The following is a 17,983-nucleotide window of genomic DNA, read 5'->3' on the forward strand; positions in this document are numbered from 1 at the left end:
CATGTCCAGATTCGCGTCATGCATTGGCGTTAGACAGTTAACTCCAGGTACAAAGATCTTATGAGCACACCAATTACGCTGTCTGTGGGTAGCCTCGATCTCACATACAACACTGGCTATATGGGCATGGATCACGGGATGCTCTATCAAGAGTCCGACCGCCAGTACCGTCGGCACGAGGGCATCGACTACGACTACGCTCATAGCCCTGAAAGTCTGGAGCAAATGGAGCTGTGTTTTTGCCGGACACTTGGTTCGATGGTGTCACGGTTGGAGCTGCTCGGATACACATTGGCGGCGGTGAGGTCGGAATACGAAAATCAGGTCGTGCTCGACAGAGACCAGTTCGAGGAATACCTGCCAGGTGAGCGTCGATCCGACCGTTTGACTTTCGATCAATTTATCGACTTCATCAAAGCGTACGCATTGCGAGACCTAAAAAGCGACTATGTCGCCAGCTACGATTCCGATCATGCACAGGGCCGGGGCCGCTTTGCGGCTGATCCAGCGGCATCTCTACTCCCGACGGGAGTGTTTGATCGAGACATCGGAGGCTACTCCGAGCGCAGCCATTTCGGCTCAATGTTAGGATTTCTGAGCCCATATGCAACTCTGCGAATCCTTGCCGAAAACCCCGCTAATCTAGGTGAAGATGTCGTCTGGGATTACGGCAATTTTGTGGATGCAGGATGGGCTAAAAATGAGGATTTCATTGGGAACGCACGTCGGACCCAGACCTATTTGATAGCGACTGAAGGCACTTCTGATACCCACATTCTGAAGCGGGGTCTGGCGCTGCTCCGCCCGGACATCGAGGATTTTTTTCGATTCATTGACATCGAGGAGCGTCACCCATTTTCCGGTACAGGTAATCTGTCCAAGTTCGCCGAGGGACTGGTCAAAATTGATGTTCACAATCGCGTGGTCTTCCTGTTCGATAACGACGCCGAAGGAGTGGATACCTATAAAAATCTACTCAAACGCTTTCAATTCCCAGTGAACATGAAAGCTATGGTTCTTCCTGACTTGGACGAGCTGCGCGAGTTTCCGGCGAAAGGCCCGTGTGGTGTTGCCAACGCTGACATCAACGGCTGCGCGGCCGCTATCGAGTGCTATCTCGATCTCAATCTTAAGGGGCGACCCCCAGCGCAGGTGACCTGGACGAATTACAAGGAGTCGTTAGGTATTTATCAGGGCGCCCTCGATTTCAAAGATAGCTACGCAAAGGCGTTTTATGAAACCACTCAGGAGGATGTTGAATCAGGTGTGTATGACGCGAGTAAGCTCCGATCCGTGATAGCGGCGCTTCTTGAGGAATGCACTGGTTTGGCTGCTGCGATGCTCTATTCGAAGTCCTAAACCTCAATAGCCTCTCGGCGAAGGCGCTTCCACCTAACGCGGACCGAGATGATTTCTGGCCCCTACCATCCGCTCGTCGCTACCTCTTGGAGATGGCCATCCATCCAATGCCCATGGGGTACAGCATGGCTAGAATGGTATAGTCTCTCATTTATTTGCAGAACAGCCGCAGGAAGCCGCTGGGAGATTTCACATGGCGATCTACACCGCAGGCTATGAAGGGTTGTCTATCGACGCCTTCATCGCTCGTCTTAAGCAAGCTCAGATCGACAAGGTTCTGGACGTTCGCGAGTACCCTCTGTCCAGAAAGCCTGGTTTCTCCAAGAAGGCTTTCGCCCAGTGCTTGGCGGATGCAGGAATTGCCTACGAGCATTCCCCTCCCTTGGGTTGCCCAAAACCGATTCGAAACCGCTATAAGGTCGATGGCGATTGGGGGGTCTATGCGCGCGACTTCAGGGCTTACATCCGTACCCGGATGGACCTTCTGGAGAACCTGACAGCTGATGCCTCAAGCCAGCGCATTTGTATGGTTTGCTACGAAGCTGACGCGAATTTTTGTCACCGCAGCCTTATCGCCGAGGCTGCGAGTGAATTGGATTCATCCCTGGATACGCGGCATCTGCCTCTCAAAATAGAGAAATTTGCTGATTTGCTTCGGGCGGTTGCTTAGGTGGATAGATGAGACTGATGATAAGCCACTGTTGCGGAAATCGATGAATCGTTCCCATTAGAAGCATAAGATCTTTTCCTGGTAACTCGACCTCCAGCTTCTGTCGAAACGGCGCTTCCCAGCCGTTAGGCCCATGAGCTCGGCGCATGTTTCTGTACAGCTGGCTTGCCTCCCAGTCTACGATCTTGTGCTTATAAATCTTTACCTCACCATCAAGTACTGACTCATAGCTGTAGTAGAAATCGAAGGGCACCTTCTCTAGGCGCTTGATGCTGGCTTTGACATCGTCCTGATCGAATAAACCGGGCTGGCGCTGCAGTCTCTCCAGTTTTTCAAGCTCCTCATCAGTCCAGCTTTCTGACGCGGCTTTACGGATCTCTAATCCAATAATTCGCTCAGGCTTGATCAAGCCGAGCGTGACATTGGAATTCTGTCGAGCCTGCTCCAGAGCCTCAAAACTGTCGTAGATGGGCAGCTTGCTAAGCATTTCCCTCCTTCGAATCCACGCTTTCGAGGTTGGAATAATGTCTTGGGGCTGAATCGTATCCACGCCAATCTTATGGCTTTCAGGTCGGTGATCGTTGGAGCTTTTTTCGATGGAGGCTTCGATCCACTGCCACTTTGAAAATCGTTGATCATCAGTGACCAGGCGGAACGGTACAGGGTAAAGACGGATCAGATTGCCTGCCTCGTCCATCCCCGCAACGCACGAAGTCTCTGTATAGGCAGCGCTGGGTGACGGGTATGTTTTGCATAGGATTAGTATGCGAGCTTTCCTTCTCATACAGGCACGTCCTTATTGTACTGCTGATACTGTAGCGACCAGAGCGTAAACTGGCCATATGATATCGCCCTGTCCCGACAAACCTCATCCATGTGCGGCTGCCACTGAGCGTCATCACCAAGAGCGAGCAATTCAGGCATAGCTGCTGCTAGGGATTGCCTAACCGGGCTGCACCGCAGAAAGATTGAACGCAGCTTCGGCACGAACTTGCCGTCCGATTGAAGCGGACGAGCTACGCACCGTTTGGGGTTGCGGCCCCTTTCGATGTTCGTCGATGGGATCTAGCTCAGTCGCAAGGGGCTTCCGGCGTACTGAACACTCCAACAAAATGGCATTTGCAAAGCTGCTTGAGCAAATCACCGCTTGCATGGCTGCTGGAGTATGATGGGGACTGGTAGCTCTGGCAGGAGAGCCCAATGACTGAATCAGCGCGCACCACGGTAAAGTGCCTGGATCCCGGCGACGGCTCCGGCGATGTGATTGTGGAATTACCTGACGACATTCTGCGCGAGCTCGGGGTCACGACGGGCGACAGACTCTCCATAGAGCTCATCAACGGCGATATCGTACTCAAGCCAGTCCGCGAGCGCCGCGAATCTGATTAGCTACGCGTTGCAGGCCCTCTGTGTCGTCGTGTTGAGCTGATGAAGCTTTCTAGCGGGGATACATGGGACGGCAGTCAGCCTACTGCCGTCCTTCTGGTCGGTGCGTTATTTGGCTGGATAGTTGGCGACTACTAGGTCCGCGCCGCTTTTGGTTAACCCAATGACTTGGTAGGCATGGCTTACGCCATCAACCTCCATGCCTGGGGATCCAGCTGGCATTCCTGGCACGGCGATCCCGACCAGATCGTTCCGCTCCTTGAGTTCTCGAATCTGCTCAGCTGGCACGTGACCTTCAACAAACTTTCCATCAATCACGGCTGTGTGGCAGGACGCTAACCGTGGCGCTACGCCCAGCTTCTGTTTCACTGCGCTCATGTCCGTCTCAATATGGTCGGTCACTTTGAAACTATTGGCTTCCAAGTGCGCGATCCATTTCTTGCAGCAACCGCAGTTCGCGTCTCGGTGAACGTCGATGGACAAAGGCTCGGCAGCGTAGGCCGCTGAGGTCACCAGCAGCCCAGCGATAGCGGCTAGACGAACGAGTATCCGGTTAGTTGGCATGAGTGTGCTCCTTACCGTCTTTGTGAACATGCGTCTTTGTCGACGATTTCGGGTGGGCGTCCGAATGGGCTTCGGCCGCATTGTGGTCACCGTGATGATCTGCCGCTTGGGTGGCGCCTGCGGGTGGAGCTCCATGGTCGTGAGCTGCCTGGGCATGATCGTTGTCTGCCGCTTCGTCGTGATCGCCATGCTCGGCATGCCCGCTCCCGCCGTGCTGGCCCTCATGGTTATGCATATCGCTTTCGCCGCCGCCGTGCTGATGGCCACCGCTCGTGGCCACCAAAGCCTTGTACTGCTCGGGATTCATTTCGGGAAGTTGATCCAGGAACGCGACTATTCCCCAGATGTACTCATCACCCATGCTCTTGCCCCAAGCGGGCATGCCGGTGGCTTTGATGCCGTGCTTGATCGTCCAGAATGCGGCAGCCGGTTCGCCTCCGACACCCACCTTGGTGAGGTCAGGTGGCGACGGGTATAGCGCTTGGCTAAGTTCTGTCTTTCCAACGCCAGGGGCGAGGTGGCACCCAATGCACATGGCGTTGTAGTTGCCTGCGCCTGCCTTGATCAACGCAGCGTTCTTCAGGTCAGGCACTTCAATGTCTCGCGCTCGAACCTCAATCGACCGGTCGCGAGCCATGGCGAGAAACGAATGGACAGCCGGGAAGTGAGGATCATCGGCGCCGACATTCACCAAGCCGAAATACGCGGTGCCCAATACCGCAGCACTTCCGACAGCACCGGCCACAAGCAGCGTTGTAATTGTTCTTTTCATGTTGGAATTCTCAGAACCACATCCTGATACCGGCAACGAAGCGTGCCTCATCAACATCTCCACCCTCGTCTCGGATGAAGTCAGCGGTGTTGCCGTAGGAGCGGCTCCAGGTAACGCCTATGTACGGGGCAAACTGGCGGACGATTTCATACCGTAGACGCAGCCCGACTTCGGTATTGGCCAGACCCGATCCAACACCGCGCTCAGGATCGTTCTTGCCATAGAAGTTCGCCTCGGCCGTGGGCTGCAAAATCAAGCGATTGGTCAGCAGGATGTCGTATTCGCCTTCAAGACGCGCAGCAGTCTGGCCGTTCTCGCCGATGAACGCCGTAGCTTCGGCCTCGAAGTCATACAAGGCCATGCCCTGAATACCAAAGGCTGCCCAGGTCTGCGGTGATTCCGGTTTGAAATCCTGACGGACTCCGGCGACCACGTCCCACCAAGGACTGACCGAGCGCCCGTATAGCAGTTGCAGCTCAGCGTCTTCGGTTACCCCATTGGTGCGCTCGCCTTCCGAGCGAACCCAGAGTCGATTGATGTCGCCGCCTACCCAGCCTGATGCGTCCCAGGCCAGGGTGCTGCCCTCATCGGCGTCTTGGTATTCGAGCTGGTCCAACAGGAAGAAGCTGTTGATTCCGCTGTCGTGCACCTGGTGGCCACCCAAAGGCGGAAAGGCTGCCTCGCGGTCGGCATCAGTGAGCACTGGAATCGGCGTGCGACTCGTTGTGGTCGGAGAAATCGCTGAACCATGATTCATCTGGGAATGGTCCATGCCCTTCATCGAACCGTGATCCATGCCCTTCATGTTTCCATGGCCCATTTTGCTGTGGTCCATCTTGCTATGGTCCACCGGGCTGGATTTGCTCTGGCTTTGAGCATGCTCCATCTGGCTGTGATCAACAGGGGCAGGCTGTTTCTGCTGTTTGCTCACCCCCATCTTGCTGTGATCCATCGCCGGCATCGATTCGGACGGAACAGCATCCATTTGCATGGAACCGTGCCCCATTTTCGAATGATCCATGCCCGAGTGATCCATTTCTTCAGCGGCGAAGCTGGGCGTTACGCCCAGCATGCCGATTGAAACAGTCAGGGCCAGCAGCGAAGGCCGCCCAAGGCTATTGACCATCTTTCCCTGCCTTAGCTTTGTCGCTGCCATGCGATTCCATCATTTTGTCGTGGTCCATGCCTTCCATCGAGCCATGGTCCATCCCCTTCATCGAGCCGTGGTCCATACTTTCCATGGACCCATGGTCCATGCCTTCATGGTTCATCCCCTGACCCTGCTTGTCCTGCGAACCTTTGGCTTTACCGGCCTCGGTAGATTTCTGGGAATGCTGATCATGGTTGTCGCTGGACCACGACGACGGGGCATAAACAGCCAACATGCCGACCATCGCAGCAGAGAGGAAAAAGGCGCTTCGTTTCATTGGTTTGCTCATCTCAAATCTCCAGCTCATTCGTCCACACGGACTTCTCGGAACATGCCCATTTCCATGTGGAACAGTAGGTGACAGTGATAGGCCCAACGTCCCAAGGCATCTGCGGTGACGCGATAGCTTCGTTTTGAGCCAGGTGGCATGTCGATGGTGTGCTTGCGAACCATGAAGTTGCCGTTCTCGTCCTCCAGATCACTCCACATACCGTGGAGATGGATGGGGTGAGTCATCATGGTGTCGTTGACCAAGGTGATGCGAAGACGCTCGCCATATTTCAACCGCAGCGGTTCAGCATCAGAGAATTTGATACCGTCGAACGACCACGCGAACTTCTCCATGTGGCCGGTAAGGTGCAGTTCGATTGTGCGTCCAGGCTCTCGACCATCGGGATCGATGAAGGTGCTCCGCAAATCGGCGTAGGTCAGCACTCGGCGCCCGTTGTTGCGCAGGCCAATTCCCGGATCGTTCAGCTTCGGGGTCGGCGACATGGTCTGCATATCGACCAACGGGTTGTTTGTCTCGGAAGCCGGATGGCTCTGCATTGCACCGCTCATGCCGGCCATGCCCTCATGACTCATCCCAGCCATCGTGCTGTGATCCATGCCGGCCATGTTGCTATGGTCCATTCCAGCCATCTTGCTGTGGTCCATGCCGGCCATGCTGCTATGGTCCATTCCAGCCATCTTGCTGTGGTCCATGCCGGCCATGCTGCCATGGTCCATCCCAGCCATCTTGCTGTGATCCATCCCGGCCATGTTCCCCTGGTCCATGCCAGCCATGCCGCCGTGATCCATTCCGCCCATGCTGCCGTGGTCCATGCCCATATCGCTCATGGCGATGATCGGGCGTGGATCTACCTCCGGCACGGGCGCTTGCAAGCCTTCACGAACTGCCAGGGTGCCTCGGGAGTACCCGGTACGGTCCATGGATTGCGCGAAGATTGTATAGGCCTGCTCGTTTTCAGGTTCGACGATGACATCGTAGGTTTCGGCAACGGCGATCCGGAACTCATCGACCGATACGGGTTTGACGTACTGGCCGTCGGCAGCCACAACCGTCATCTTGAGCCCAGGAATCCGGACATCGAAATAGGTCATGGCCGAGCCGTTGATAAAGCGCAGGCGGATCTTCTCGCCGGGCTTGAAGATACCCGTCCAGTTGCCGTTCGGAGCCTGGCCGTTCATGAGGTAGGTGTAGGTATACCCGCTCACGTCAGCGAGGTCGGTGGGGCTCATCTTCATTTCAGCCCACATCTTCCGATCCGCTACAGCGGCCGACCAGCCTTTCTCGCTCACATCGTCAACGAAGTCGCTAACAGTGCGCTTGTGGAAGTTGTAGTAGTCAGATTGCTTCTTGAGTTTGGAGAGCACCCGCGCCGGGTCTTCATCCGTCCAATCGCTGAGCATGACGACGTAATCACGGTCGTACACAAACGGCTCCGGATCCTTGGCATCGATCACCAACGCCCCATAGACCCCGGACTGTTCCTGGAAGCCTGAGTGGCTGTGATACCAGTAGGTGCCGTTCTGGTGGACCTTGAACTTGTATTCGTACATGCCATCGGGAGCGATGCCGTGGAAGCTCAAGCCCGGCACACCGTCCATGTTGGCGGGCAGGATGATGCCGTGCCAGTGAATGGAGGTGTCTTGTTTCAGCCGGTTGCGTACGCGCAGTGTCACGGTGTCGCCTTCGCGCCATCGCAGGATCGGCCCTGGCACCGAACCGTTGATGGCCATGGCCGTGCGAGCTGCACCCGTGATATTGACGGGGAGTTCGCCGATATACAGATCGAAGTCCGTGCCGCTCAGCACGTTCGGTTGGCCAGGGCTGGTCACGGCCCAGACCGGCGCGCGCCACATGCCGAGCCCACCCAGAAGTCCGGTAGCGGCCAGGCCTTTGACGAAAGATCGTCTCGTGGTTTTGCTTTGCATGCCGTTGCGTCCAGTCAGGTAGATCGCTGATATCCAGGCTGCTCGATGGGGCAGCCCTTGGGTTCATTGGAGCTCTCACCAGTCTCGTAGACTTTCGTCACTGCGCGAGGCTGATGAGAGGCCGTAGTCTGAAACTGCCATAGTTCAGATTCCGGGGTGATTACATTTCTGTAAGCTGGGATCAGCAGCTTTCGTGGCCGGCATGCTTGCTGGACTGGGCGGCAACTGGCGCCTGCTCTTTCTTCTCCTGCGCAACTTGGAATGCCTGCATGGAGCTTTGGCGAGCCGCTTCCATCCGCGCAAAGGTCCGGTCCGCGCCGCCCTCTGCCAGGGCGATGCCTGCCATGCCGAAGGTAACGACCATCACAATTGCTTTGACCATGTTCATCTGGAGATCCTCAGTGGGTTCTGCGCCTCATGGCGTCAGGTACAGGGTCAAGTTAGCTTCGCGGTGCTGTCAGAAAACTGATCTCGACATTACTTTTCCGTCAGCTTCTGGTTGGGCGTCTTTTTTCCTGCAAACTGGAGATGCACCCCGCGTGGATGAGAGCAGATGAAATTACTCGTAGCCGAAGATGAGCCAAAAACCGGTGTCTACCTCCAGCAAGGTCTGACAGAAGCTGGCTTCACCGTTGACCGGGTGATGACAGGCACTGACGCCCTGCAACAGGCACAGAGCGAAGCGTATGACTTGCTGATACTCGACGTGATGATGCCGGGGCTCGATGGCTGGGATGTCCTGCGCAAGATCCGTGCGGCGGGTCAGGATGTGCCGGTTCTTTTCTTGACGGCCCGAGACGGCGTAGACGACCGCGTGAAAGGTTTGGAACTGGGCGCTGATGACTACCTGGTGAAGCCCTTTGCGTTCTCGGAGCTGCTGGCTCGGGTTCGCACGTTGTTGCGCAGAGGCAACGGTGGTGCTGCTCAAACCACCATGAAGATGGCAGACCTTGAGGTAGACCTGCTCAAGCGTCGAGCTACGCGAAACGGCAAGCGGATCGACCTTACCGCAAAGGAGTTTTCCCTGCTGGAGCTGCTCATGCGCCGACGCGGCGAGGTGCTCCCCAAGTCGCTGATCGCTTCTCAGGTCTGGGACATGAACTTCGACAGTGACACCAACGTGATTGAGGTAGCGATTCGCCGACTGCGGGCCAAAATAGATGACGACTTCGCGCCAAAGCTCATCCATACCGCCCGAGGCATGGGCTACATGATGGATGTGCCCGAGTGATGCGCCCGCAATCATCGCTCGTCAAGCGACTGACCCTGATGTTCATGTTCGCAGTGACTGCTGTCCTGGTGGTTGCCGGGGTGGCTTTCTACGGGCTCAGCCAGCACCATTTCCGGATGCTGGATGAGCAGGCGCTTTCCGAAAAGCTGGAGTCAACGCGTCATATCCTGTCCATCTCAGCAGCGCGAGGCGGGCTCCACGATCAGGAGCAGCAGCTGCGGGCATTGCTCGGCGCACATCAGGATTTGTCGGCGAAAATCACCAAGGCTGACGGTACGGTCCTGTTTTCAGACCCCAAAGCCTCCCAAATTCCCCAGCGGTTCGAGCAGGCGCACCGGGGTGCGGTCTGGGAATGGCAGGATGAATCGCAGAACTTTCGCGGCATTACCGCCCAGCTGACCATTGCAGGCGAGCCGGAACCGGTGACGGCCGTGCTGATGCTCGATGTCACCACTCACGCCCATTTCTTTGTCACCCTGCAATGGTGGTTCGGAATTGGCCTGGTGATCAGCGCGATTGTAAGCGCAGGCTTGGGTTGGGTCGTGGCCAAGAGTGGGCTTCGGCCTGTTGGGCAAATCACCAAAGTGGCCACCGGGATGTCGGCAAGATCGCTCCGCGAGCGCATTCCCCTGGAGCCCGTGCCGCTAGAGCTTCAGGAGCTCATCCTGTCTTTCAACGGGATGCTGGGACGGTTGGAGGATGCATTCGTTCGGTTGTCCAACTTCTCTGCCGATATCGCTCACGAGTTGAGAACGCCAGTCAGCAACCTTCTGACCCATACTGAAGTGGTGCTCACCAAGAAGCGTGACCTGGATGCCTATGAGGAGAACCTCTATTCGAACCTGGAAGACCTCAAGCGTATGTCGCGCATGATCGACGACATGCTGTTCCTCGCCAAGGCGGATAACGGTCTGATCGTCCCTGAGCAGATTGATGTGGAGCTCTCCGACCTCGTTTCCAAGCTGTTCGAGTACTACCAGTTCCTGGCTGAGGATCAAGGCATCCAGCTGACCCTACACGGGCAGGGTAAGGTTCGTGGCGATCGCCTGATGATTGACCGAGCGCTTTCCAACCTTCTATCCAACGCGTTGCGCTACACCCCGGAAGGTAACGAGATATCAGTGCGAATCGAGCAGACGCCTGAAAGCGTGACGCTTTCCGTGCGTAACAGCGGGGTAATCATCGATTCCCAGCACATTGGCAAGATCTTCGACCGATTCTATCGAGCCGATCCAGCCAGGCGCGAAGGCGGCCCAAGCAATGCAGGCCTGGGTCTGTCGATAACCCGCTCTATCATCGAGGCTCATAGCGGACGAATCTGGTGTACTTCAGCGGAGGGTGTCACAACCTTCTTCATCAGTCTCCCAGCCTCTAAGCGGTGGGTTAGTGCAGCCCCAACCCCTTAATGCTGAACTCATCCCGGTAATCTATACTCGCCCATCATGAATCGGTTCATTCGACTGCTCACCATCCTGATGCTTATCGTGGCGCTTCCGCTTAACGGGATGGCGGGCATCGATTCGGCGACTGAACCTTGCCCAATGCAGACCATGGGCATGGAAATGATGGCGGGTATGGATCATGACTGCTGCCAGGACCAAGACCTGGGCAAGGCCGGCGATCACGCCAAATCCTGCAAGGTCGGCCAGGAGTGCAGGACTGCTAGCACAGTGCAGCTCAGCTTCCTGACGCCTGGGCTGACCTTTGCCAAGCCACGACCTGCCGATACCTACGCGGTAGGCATAGCGACAGGCTCTCCCCCCGATCCATGGCGGCCTCCCCGCGTCTGATTCCCTCTTAATTTCACACCGTCGTTCCGCCTAGCAGCGGGGCGATGGCACGCGCCTGGGCGCTGATCTTTCGAGGAATCATTTTCATGACTCCCCAACGTTTTCAGGGACGGATAACCACGGCCGTCCTGTTCATACTGCTGCCGGCTGTCTCGGCACAGGCTGCAACGCTGTCGCTGGATGAGGCGCTGCAACTGGCTGAACGCAACGCTCCCTCTCTACAGGCCCGCCAGGAGCAGGCATCAGCTGCGCGCAGCGCAGTCATTCCAGCGGGCGAACTACCCGATCCGCGCCTGAATCTCGGGGTACAGAACCTGCCGATTGAAGGCACCGACCGCTGGAGCATGAACAGAGACTTCATGACCATGCAGGTGGTTGGCCTGTCCCAAGAAGTACCGAACCGGGACAAACGCAAAGCTCGCATAGAGACAGCGCAGGCCACGGTCGAGCGAGCCGATGCCGAGGCGCTGTTCGAACGGCTGAAAGTTCGGGCGGCAACCGCACAGGCTTGGGTGGCTGCATACACCGTGCAGCGAAAGCTTGAACAGTTCGACGCCTTCTACAAAGAAAACCAGCTGCTGGCTTCCACGGTGCGGGCCAGCCTGGCCGGAGGCGCAGGCTCAACGGCCGATACGTTGGCTCCCAAACAGGAATTGGCACAGTTGGACGAGCAGAAAGACGTTCTGTTGAGTCAGTCAGCTCAGGCGCGAGCCGCGCTGAAGCGCTGGATTGGGCAGGACGCCGAAGTGGGCGCGCCGACGTTCCCTGTCTGGCCTGTAGATGCAGCTGAATACTTGCACTCCGTCCATGCCCATCCGGAGCTCAATACCTACAACGCCATGACACGCGAGGCTCAAGCCCAGGTACACCAGGCTCAGGCGGAAAAGAAATCGGATTGGTCCTGGGGGGTGGATTATCAGCGCCGTGGTCCGGACTTCAGCAACATGGTCAGCCTGCAAGTCAGCTTCCAGTTGCCGTTGTTCACCAGCTCCCGGCAAGACCCAATGATTGCGGCACGACGCGCACAAGTTCGCCAATTGGAAAATGAGCAGGACGCTGCCCTGCGCGAGCATCAAGCTCAGCTTGAAACAGACCTTGCCGAGTACCAACGCTTGCAACGGGCTGTACGGCGCAGTCGCGAAACACTTTTGCCCCTGGCCGAGGACCGGGTACGCCTCGCTCTGGCGGACTACCGCGCCGGTAATTCGCCGTTGAGTGAAGTGCTGTCGGCACGCCGGCAGCGTGTGGAAGCGCTGCTACAGGATGTGGACCTGCAAGGACAGTTGGCGGCAACAGCAGCGCGTCTGCATTTCGTTTATGGAGAGGTGCGGGCATGAGGAATAGGTCGATTGGTTTGCTCGTGGCTGCTGCCCTTGCTATTGGGATAGGCGCGGGCTTCTGGCTAGGTGGAAGAGGTGCGTATTCCTCATCCCAGCCAGTAGGTGAGGAAAAAAAAGCGCTGTACTGGTATGACCCGATGTATCCCCAGCAGCACTTCCCGGCGCCCGGAAAATCGCCGTTCATGGACATGCCGCTCGTGCCCAAGTATTCGGATGACACGGCTGGCGAGGAGCAGCCTGCGGTTCAGGTCTCGGCTGGGCTCCAGCAAAACCTTGGGATTCGATTGGCGACGGTGACGGCTGGCCGGCTAGAACGGACCCTGAGTGTGAGCGGCGTTCTAACGTTCGACGAACGCGACTTCAGCGTATTGCAGGCCCGGACTGGCGGCTACGTCGAGCGCGTCTATGGTCGAGCGACGGGCGACATCGTTGCCAAAGGGGCTCCTCTAGCCGATGTGCTAACCCCGGAGTGGGCTGGTTTGCAGGAGGAATACCTGGCGCTGCGGCATTCCGGCGACACGCAGCTGACGGCGGCGGCACGACAGCGGCTTGTGCTCGCCGGCATGCCGGCCGACCTGATCAACCGGGTCGCGAGCACTGGGAAGGTGCAGCTCTCGGTCACACTCTCCGCACCCACGGCCGGAGTCATCCAGGTTCTCGATTTGCGACCCGGAATGACGTTGACGCCGGGGGCTACCTTGGCGAGGATCAATGGAGTGGCCAACGTCTGGCTGGAAGCGGCTGTGCCGGAAGCCCAGGCTCAAGGTCTTCGCGAAGGCCAGCCTGTGCGGGCGCAATTGCCAGCGTTCCCAGGCGATCCCATACCGGGCAAGTTGACCGCGTTGCTCGCCGATGCCGATTTGCAGAGCCGCACGTTGCGCCTGCGTATCGAGTTGCCCAACCCGGATGGACGGCTTCGTCCTGGGATGACCGCTCAAGTGGCTCTCCATCCCGGCGAGTCTTCCGAGCAAAGCCTCTTGGTGCCTGCCGAGGCGGTCATCCGCACCGGCAAGCGAGACCTGTTGATGCTGGCTGAAGACGGTGGTCGCTTCCGGCCGGTGGAAGTCGTGTTGGGCCAGGAGAGCAGAGGGAAAGTTGCGGTGTTGCAGGGCCTTCAGCCAGGACAGCGCATCGTCGCGTCCGGGCAATTCCTGTTGGACTCCGACGCTAATTTGAAAGGCATCGAGGCGGCGACGGCGCAGGATAGTCAGCCTAATGCGGGGCCAGCCCTGCATGAAGCGGATGGCCGTGTCGTGCAGATAGACGGCACCCAGCTCACCGTTGCCCACGGTCCTTTCATCACCCTGGGCATGCCAGGGATGACCATGACCTTTCCTGTGGTTGATCAGTCTCTCCTTGATGGCCTCAAGGTCGGTGCGCAGATTCGCTTTGGCATACGCGAACGCGACGAGGGCATGGTAGTTGAGCAGATCAACGTGGTGGAGGGCCAACCATGATTGCCAAACTGATCCGCTGGTCGGTAGGCAACCGTGTGCTGGTGCTCCTCGCCACGCTGTTTCTGGTGGCATGGGGCTTCGTCTCGGTGCGTAGCCTGCCAATCGACGCCTTGCCCGACCTGTCGGACGTGCAGGTGATCATCCGCACGTCCTACCCAGGCCAGGCTCCCCAAATCGTTGAGAATCAGGTGACCTATCCGCTGACCACAACCATGCTCTCGGTTCCGGGGGCCAAAACGGTACGCGGTTTCTCCGCCTTCGGTGACAGCTTCGTCTACGTGCTGTTCGAGGACGGCACCGATCTGTATTGGGCGCGCTCACGGGTGCTTGAGTACCTGAGCCAGGCGCAATCGCGATTACCTGAGGCAGCCAAGCCGGTACTGGGCCCGGATGCCACCGGAGTGGGCTGGATTTATCAGTATGCGTTGGTCGATCGCAACGGCGGCCATGACCTGTCGCAACTGCGCAGCCTGCAGGACTGGTTCCTGCGCTATGAGCTCAAGACCCTGCCGGATGTCGCTGAGGTAGCCACCATCGGCGGTATGGTCAAGCAGTACCAAGTCGTCCTCGATCCGCTGCGCATGGCCAGCCTCGGTATCACCCAGGCTGAGGTGGTTGAGGCTATAGGCAAGGCCAACCAGGAGACCGGTGGCGGTGTACTGGAGCAGGGCGAAGCGGAGTTCATGGTACGTGCGGCCGGCTACCTGCGATCGCTGGATGATTTCAGAGCGATACCGCTGCGACTGGCTACCAAGGGCGTGCCGGTGACATTAGGCGACGTCGCTACGGTGCAGATAGGTCCGGAAGCCCGCAGAGGCATAGGCGAACTGGACGGCCTCGGCGAAGCCGTAGGAGGGGTGGTGATCCTGCGCAGCGGGAAGAATGCTCGTGAGGCCATCGGGCACGTCAAGGCCAAGCTAGAAACCCTGAAGAAAGGCCTGCCAGCCGGGGTGGAGCTTGTCACCGTCTACGACCGCAGCCAGTTGATCGACCGTGCCGTGGAGAACCTCAGTCACAAGCTGATCGAGGAATTCGTAGTAGTGGCGTTGGTATGCGCAGCGTTTCTCTGGCACCTGCGCTCGTCGTTGGTGGCTATCGTGTCGCTTCCCGTGGGAATCTTGATTGCGCTGATTGTCATGCGTCATCAGGGTATCAATGCCAACATCATGTCCCTTGGCGGAATCGCTATTGCCATCGGTGCAATGGTGGACGCTGCCGTGGTCATGATCGAGAACGCCCACAAACGTGTTGAGGCTTGGCATGCCCGGCATCCTGGTCAACCCTTGCGAGGCGAAGCGCATTGGAGGGTAATGACAGAGGCGGCCGTCGAGGTAGGACCGGCACTATTCTTCAGCCTGATGATCATCACGCTATCGTTCATCCCGGTGTTCACGCTGCAAGCCCAGGAAGGGCGTCTCTTCGCACCCCTGGCCTTTACCAAGACCTACGCAATGGCAGCGGCGGCTGCGCTATCGGTGACCCTGATTCCGGTGCTGATGGGGTACTGGATCAGAGGGCCACTGCCTGCGGAACAGCGCAACCCGCTCAACCGGGGCCTCATCCGGCTGTACCGTCCGGCATTAGAGGTCGTCCTGCGCCGGCCTCTGGTTACCCTCGCTGGAGCATTGCTCATCCTGCTCAGCAGTCTGTGGCCCTTGAATCATCTTGGGGGCGAGTTCCTTCCTCCGCTCGATGAAGGTGATCTGCTTTACATGCCTTCAGCCTTGCCTGGACTCTCGGCGCAGAAAGCTTCAGAGCTGTTGCAGCGAACGGATCGTCTGATTCGAACTGTTCCCGAGGTGGCCAGTGTCTTTGGTAAAGCCGGCCGCGCCGAGTCCGCTACCGACCCGGCACCGCTGGAGATGTTCGAGACCATCGTTCGGCTCAAGCCCAAGAGTGAGTGGCGTCCAGGAATGACCACGGAGAAGCTCATCGAGGAGCTTGATCGCACTGTGCGTGTGCCTGGGCTGACCAACATCTGGATCCCGCCCATCCGCAACCGCATCGATATGCTGGCCACCGGTATCAAGAGCCCAATAGGCGTCAAGGTGGCCGGCAGCGACCTAGACCAGATAGACCGGGCTACCCTCGCTGTGGAGCGGGCAGCGAAAAAGGTTCCTGGAGTGACTTCGGCGCTGGCGGAGCGTTTGACTGGTGGCCGCTACATTGATCTGGATATCGATCGCCATGCCGCTGCCCGTTACGGTCTGAACATCACCGACGTACAGGCCCTCGTGGCTGGCGCCATTGGTGGCGAAACCATTGGAGAAACGGTTGAAGGCTTGGCCCGCTATCCCATCAGCGTGCGCTATCCACGCGAATGGCGTGATTCCGTGGAGGCGTTGCGTCAGCTGCCGATCTACACCTCGCAGGGCGGTCAGCTGACGCTCGGCAGCGTGGCCCGCATACGTATCGCTGATGGCCCGCCCATGCTTAAGAGCGAGAATGCTCGCCCCTCGGGTTGGGTGTACATCGATGTGCGCGGCCGGGATCTATCGTCTGTTGTGGCAGACCTTCGTCAGGCGATCAACAGCGAGGTGAAGCTCGATCCAGGCATGAGCTTGAGCTACTCCGGCCAGTTCGAATACCTGGAGCGGGCGAATGCCCGTCTGGCCTGGGTGGTGCCGGCGACGCTGGCCATCATCTTCGTGCTGCTCTACCTGACCTTTGGGCGCCTCGGTGAGGCGTTGCTCATCATGGGCACACTACCGTTCGCGCTGACCGGAGGCGTTTGGCTGCTGTACCTGCTGGGCTACAACCTGTCGGTGGCCACAGGCGTTGGTTTCATTGCCCTGGCCGGCGTAGCGGCGGAGTTCGGAGTGATCATGCTCATCTACCTGAATAACGCTTGGGCTGAGCGTCAAGCCAAAGGCGAAACCACACGAACAGCGCTGCTCGACGCGATCCGTGAGGGCGCGGTGCAACGCATCAGGCCCAAGGCAATGACTGTGGCGGTCATCGTTGCAGGCTTGCTGCCCATCCTCTGGAGCAGCGGTACCGGCAGCGAGGTCATGAGCCGCATCGCGGTTCCCATGGTGGGCGGCATGCTCACCGCCCCCTTGCTTTCCCTTTTTGTAATCCCTGCGGCGTACTGGCTGATCCGTCGCCGCGAACTTGCTGTAACTACCCCCAACCTCTCAGGAGAAATCCAATGAAAAAGCTAATTGTCATCGCAGGCCTGGTCACCGCTTTTGCCACCAGTGTGCATGCCCAGGACATGGATGGTATGGACATGAAGAAAATGCCAGCCTCCGCCGAGGGGGGCCAAGGGAGCCAGGCGGCTCCCACTGCGCATGCTGAGGGGACAATAAAGGCGCTGGATCTTCAAAGCGGGAAAATCACCTTAGCGCACGGCCCGGTAGCAGAGCTCAAATGGCCGGCGATGACCATGGGCTTCCAATCTGAGCCTGCACAGCTGAAGGGCTTGAACGTAGGCGACAAGGTGAAATTTGGGTTCCGCATGGAGGGAAGCTCCGCGAAAATCGTGAGCATCCAGAAGCAGTGATTGAAAAGCCTTGAATGATCGGGCACGCCTTCATACTGAGATGATTCGGACAAGCTTACAGAAATGTAATCAATCTTCAGGAACCCCTCAGGTCGAACGCTACATACCGTCATGAGACGGTGCACTGGCATCACATCGACCCGATACCGGAGATATGATCATGAACAGTAGCTTTGATGAATGCATCTCGGAATGCCTGCGCTGTGCGCTGGCCTGTGAAGGCTGCGCGTCAGCCTGCCTGCAAGAGCAGGACGTAAAAATGATGGCTGACTGCATCAAGTTGGACAGGGATTGCGCAGATATGTGCAGGCTGGCGGCTACCTTGATGGCACGAGAAAGCATGCTCGCCAAGGAATTTTGTGCGTTGTGCGCCAGGATTTGCCGCGCCTGCGGGGAGGAGTGCAGTAAGCACACGGCAGACCACTGTCAGCATTGCGCACAAGCCTGTTTGGCCTGCGCACAATCCTGCGAAGCAATGGCTGCCTAATTAATTTCGACCGACCGTCGTTCTTTTGCAAAGTACTTAGGGAAGACCTCGGTCG

Annotated in this window: 18 protein-coding genes; 11 read left to right on the forward strand and 7 right to left on the reverse strand. The window is 57.9% G+C overall.

Going from position 1 to position 17,983, the window contains the following annotated elements; genetic code table 11:
• Nucleotides 1–60: 60 nt before the first annotated feature.
• Complete coding sequence (locus ACE4QZ_RS00240; protein WP_060519785.1) at nucleotides 61–1,359, forward strand: HEPN/Toprim-associated domain-containing protein; 1,299 nt, start codon at nucleotides 61–63, stop codon at nucleotides 1,357–1,359.
• Between the two features lie 193 nt (nucleotides 1,360–1,552).
• A complete protein-coding gene (locus ACE4QZ_RS00245; protein ID WP_060519784.1) occupies nucleotides 1,553–2,029 on the forward strand; it encodes a DUF488 family protein in 477 nt (158 codons plus the stop codon).
• Here ACE4QZ_RS00245 and ACE4QZ_RS00250 read toward each other — a convergent pair.
• On the reverse strand, nucleotides 1,986–2,726 hold the full coding sequence (locus ACE4QZ_RS00250; protein WP_197864294.1) for a hypothetical protein: 741 nt from the start codon (nucleotides 2,724–2,726) through the stop codon (nucleotides 1,986–1,988). The two genes, ACE4QZ_RS00245 and ACE4QZ_RS00250, sit on opposite strands and share 44 nt — an antisense overlap.
• Nucleotides 2,727–3,229: 503 nt before the next feature.
• Between ACE4QZ_RS00250 and ACE4QZ_RS00255 the strand changes: the two genes are divergently transcribed.
• Entirely contained in the window at nucleotides 3,230–3,418 is a 189-nt protein-coding gene (locus ACE4QZ_RS00255) for an AbrB/MazE/SpoVT family DNA-binding domain-containing protein (RefSeq protein WP_060519780.1), read from the forward strand.
• 105 nt (nucleotides 3,419–3,523) lie between these two features.
• On the opposite strand, the gene ACE4QZ_RS00260 is transcribed toward ACE4QZ_RS00255, so the two are convergent.
• From ACE4QZ_RS00260 to ACE4QZ_RS00285, 6 genes are all read right to left on the reverse strand, one after another.
• Complete coding sequence (locus ACE4QZ_RS00260; RefSeq protein WP_060519778.1) at nucleotides 3,524–3,979, reverse strand: DUF411 domain-containing protein; 456 nt, start codon at nucleotides 3,977–3,979, stop codon at nucleotides 3,524–3,526.
• Nucleotides 3,969–4,751: a c-type cytochrome gene (locus tag ACE4QZ_RS00265; protein ID WP_060519775.1), complete on the reverse strand. Its 783-nt coding sequence runs from the start codon at nucleotides 4,749–4,751 to the stop codon at nucleotides 3,969–3,971. The genes ACE4QZ_RS00260 and ACE4QZ_RS00265 overlap by 11 nt, the downstream gene beginning before the upstream one ends.
• A 10-nt stretch (nucleotides 4,752–4,761) precedes the next feature.
• The gene (locus ACE4QZ_RS00270; RefSeq protein WP_060519774.1) at nucleotides 4,762–5,877 is read right to left on the reverse strand and encodes a copper resistance protein B; all 1,116 of its coding nucleotides are present in this window, start codon (nucleotides 5,875–5,877) and stop codon (nucleotides 4,762–4,764) included.
• Nucleotides 5,867–6,190, reverse strand: coding sequence for a hypothetical protein (locus ACE4QZ_RS00275; protein WP_019470286.1), 324 nt, complete (start codon nucleotides 6,188–6,190; stop codon nucleotides 5,867–5,869). Before ACE4QZ_RS00275 ends, ACE4QZ_RS00270 begins: the two co-directional genes overlap by 11 nt.
• Nucleotides 6,191–6,204: 14 nt before the next feature.
• Entirely contained in the window at nucleotides 6,205–8,118 is a 1,914-nt protein-coding gene (locus ACE4QZ_RS00280; protein ID WP_060519772.1) for a copper resistance system multicopper oxidase, read from the reverse strand.
• Between the two features lie 181 nt (nucleotides 8,119–8,299).
• Complete coding sequence (locus tag ACE4QZ_RS00285) at nucleotides 8,300–8,506, reverse strand: co-regulatory protein PtrA N-terminal domain-containing protein (protein ID WP_060519770.1); 207 nt, start codon at nucleotides 8,504–8,506, stop codon at nucleotides 8,300–8,302.
• Between the two features lie 165 nt (nucleotides 8,507–8,671).
• Between ACE4QZ_RS00285 and ACE4QZ_RS00290 the strand changes: the two genes are divergently transcribed.
• From ACE4QZ_RS00290 to ACE4QZ_RS00325, 8 genes are all read left to right on the forward strand, one after another.
• Entirely contained in the window at nucleotides 8,672–9,349 is a 678-nt protein-coding gene (locus ACE4QZ_RS00290) for a heavy metal response regulator transcription factor (RefSeq protein ID WP_060519766.1), read from the forward strand.
• Complete coding sequence (locus tag ACE4QZ_RS00295; protein ID WP_060519764.1) at nucleotides 9,349–10,755, forward strand: heavy metal sensor histidine kinase; 1,407 nt, start codon at nucleotides 9,349–9,351, stop codon at nucleotides 10,753–10,755. Before ACE4QZ_RS00290 ends, ACE4QZ_RS00295 begins: the two co-directional genes overlap by 1 nt.
• A gap of 36 nt (nucleotides 10,756–10,791) precedes the next feature.
• The gene (locus tag ACE4QZ_RS00300; RefSeq protein WP_060519763.1) at nucleotides 10,792–11,139 is read left to right on the forward strand and encodes a hypothetical protein; all 348 of its coding nucleotides are present in this window, start codon (nucleotides 10,792–10,794) and stop codon (nucleotides 11,137–11,139) included.
• A gap of 86 nt (nucleotides 11,140–11,225) precedes the next feature.
• The gene (locus ACE4QZ_RS00305) at nucleotides 11,226–12,476 is read left to right on the forward strand and encodes a TolC family protein (protein ID WP_060519761.1); all 1,251 of its coding nucleotides are present in this window, start codon (nucleotides 11,226–11,228) and stop codon (nucleotides 12,474–12,476) included.
• A complete protein-coding gene (locus ACE4QZ_RS00310) occupies nucleotides 12,473–13,936 on the forward strand; it encodes an efflux RND transporter periplasmic adaptor subunit (RefSeq protein ID WP_101195989.1) in 1,464 nt (487 codons plus the stop codon). The genes ACE4QZ_RS00305 and ACE4QZ_RS00310 overlap by 4 nt, the downstream gene beginning before the upstream one ends.
• Nucleotides 13,933–17,091: an efflux RND transporter permease subunit gene (locus ACE4QZ_RS00315; protein ID WP_060519757.1), complete on the forward strand. Its 3,159-nt coding sequence runs from the start codon at nucleotides 13,933–13,935 to the stop codon at nucleotides 17,089–17,091. The genes ACE4QZ_RS00310 and ACE4QZ_RS00315 overlap by 4 nt, the downstream gene beginning before the upstream one ends.
• Nucleotides 17,088–17,441, forward strand: coding sequence for a copper-binding protein (locus ACE4QZ_RS00320; protein ID WP_060519755.1), 354 nt, complete (start codon nucleotides 17,088–17,090; stop codon nucleotides 17,439–17,441). The genes ACE4QZ_RS00315 and ACE4QZ_RS00320 overlap by 4 nt, the downstream gene beginning before the upstream one ends.
• 160 nt (nucleotides 17,442–17,601) lie before the next feature.
• On the forward strand, nucleotides 17,602–17,928 hold the full coding sequence (locus ACE4QZ_RS00325) for a four-helix bundle copper-binding protein (RefSeq protein WP_101195988.1): 327 nt from the start codon (nucleotides 17,602–17,604) through the stop codon (nucleotides 17,926–17,928).
• The last annotated feature ends 55 nt before the right edge of the window (nucleotides 17,929–17,983 follow it).

The organism is Pseudomonas sp. DCA-1 (genome assembly GCF_046523955.1).
Lineage (GTDB): Bacteria > Pseudomonadota > Gammaproteobacteria > Pseudomonadales > Pseudomonadaceae > Aquipseudomonas > Aquipseudomonas putida_Y.

Coding starts and splice junctions, on each gene's coding strand:
- ACE4QZ_RS00240 (WP_060519785.1), top strand. CDS start 61: ATGAGCACACCAATTACGCTGTCTGTGGGTAGCCTCGATCTCACATAC.
- ACE4QZ_RS00245 (WP_060519784.1), top strand. CDS start 1,553: ATGGCGATCTACACCGCAGGCTATGAAGGGTTGTCTATCGACGCCTTC.
- ACE4QZ_RS00250 (WP_197864294.1), bottom strand. CDS start 2,726: ATGGACGAGGCAGGCAATCTGATCCGTCTTTACCCTGTACCGTTCCGC.
- ACE4QZ_RS00255 (WP_060519780.1), top strand. CDS start 3,230: ATGACTGAATCAGCGCGCACCACGGTAAAGTGCCTGGATCCCGGCGAC.
- ACE4QZ_RS00260 (WP_060519778.1), bottom strand. CDS start 3,979: ATGCCAACTAACCGGATACTCGTTCGTCTAGCCGCTATCGCTGGGCTG.
- ACE4QZ_RS00265 (WP_060519775.1), bottom strand. CDS start 4,751: ATGAAAAGAACAATTACAACGCTGCTTGTGGCCGGTGCTGTCGGAAGT.
- ACE4QZ_RS00270 (WP_060519774.1), bottom strand. CDS start 5,877: ATGGTCAATAGCCTTGGGCGGCCTTCGCTGCTGGCCCTGACTGTTTCA.
- ACE4QZ_RS00275 (WP_019470286.1), bottom strand. CDS start 6,190: ATGAGCAAACCAATGAAACGAAGCGCCTTTTTCCTCTCTGCTGCGATG.
- ACE4QZ_RS00280 (WP_060519772.1), bottom strand. CDS start 8,118: ATGCAAAGCAAAACCACGAGACGATCTTTCGTCAAAGGCCTGGCCGCT.
- ACE4QZ_RS00285 (WP_060519770.1), bottom strand. CDS start 8,506: ATGAACATGGTCAAAGCAATTGTGATGGTCGTTACCTTCGGCATGGCA.
- ACE4QZ_RS00290 (WP_060519766.1), top strand. CDS start 8,672: ATGAAATTACTCGTAGCCGAAGATGAGCCAAAAACCGGTGTCTACCTC.
- ACE4QZ_RS00295 (WP_060519764.1), top strand. CDS start 9,349: ATGCGCCCGCAATCATCGCTCGTCAAGCGACTGACCCTGATGTTCATG.
- ACE4QZ_RS00300 (WP_060519763.1), top strand. CDS start 10,792: ATGAATCGGTTCATTCGACTGCTCACCATCCTGATGCTTATCGTGGCG.
- ACE4QZ_RS00305 (WP_060519761.1), top strand. CDS start 11,226: ATGACTCCCCAACGTTTTCAGGGACGGATAACCACGGCCGTCCTGTTC.
- ACE4QZ_RS00310 (WP_101195989.1), top strand. CDS start 12,473: ATGAGGAATAGGTCGATTGGTTTGCTCGTGGCTGCTGCCCTTGCTATT.
- ACE4QZ_RS00315 (WP_060519757.1), top strand. CDS start 13,933: ATGATTGCCAAACTGATCCGCTGGTCGGTAGGCAACCGTGTGCTGGTG.
- ACE4QZ_RS00320 (WP_060519755.1), top strand. CDS start 17,088: ATGAAAAAGCTAATTGTCATCGCAGGCCTGGTCACCGCTTTTGCCACC.
- ACE4QZ_RS00325 (WP_101195988.1), top strand. CDS start 17,602: ATGAACAGTAGCTTTGATGAATGCATCTCGGAATGCCTGCGCTGTGCG.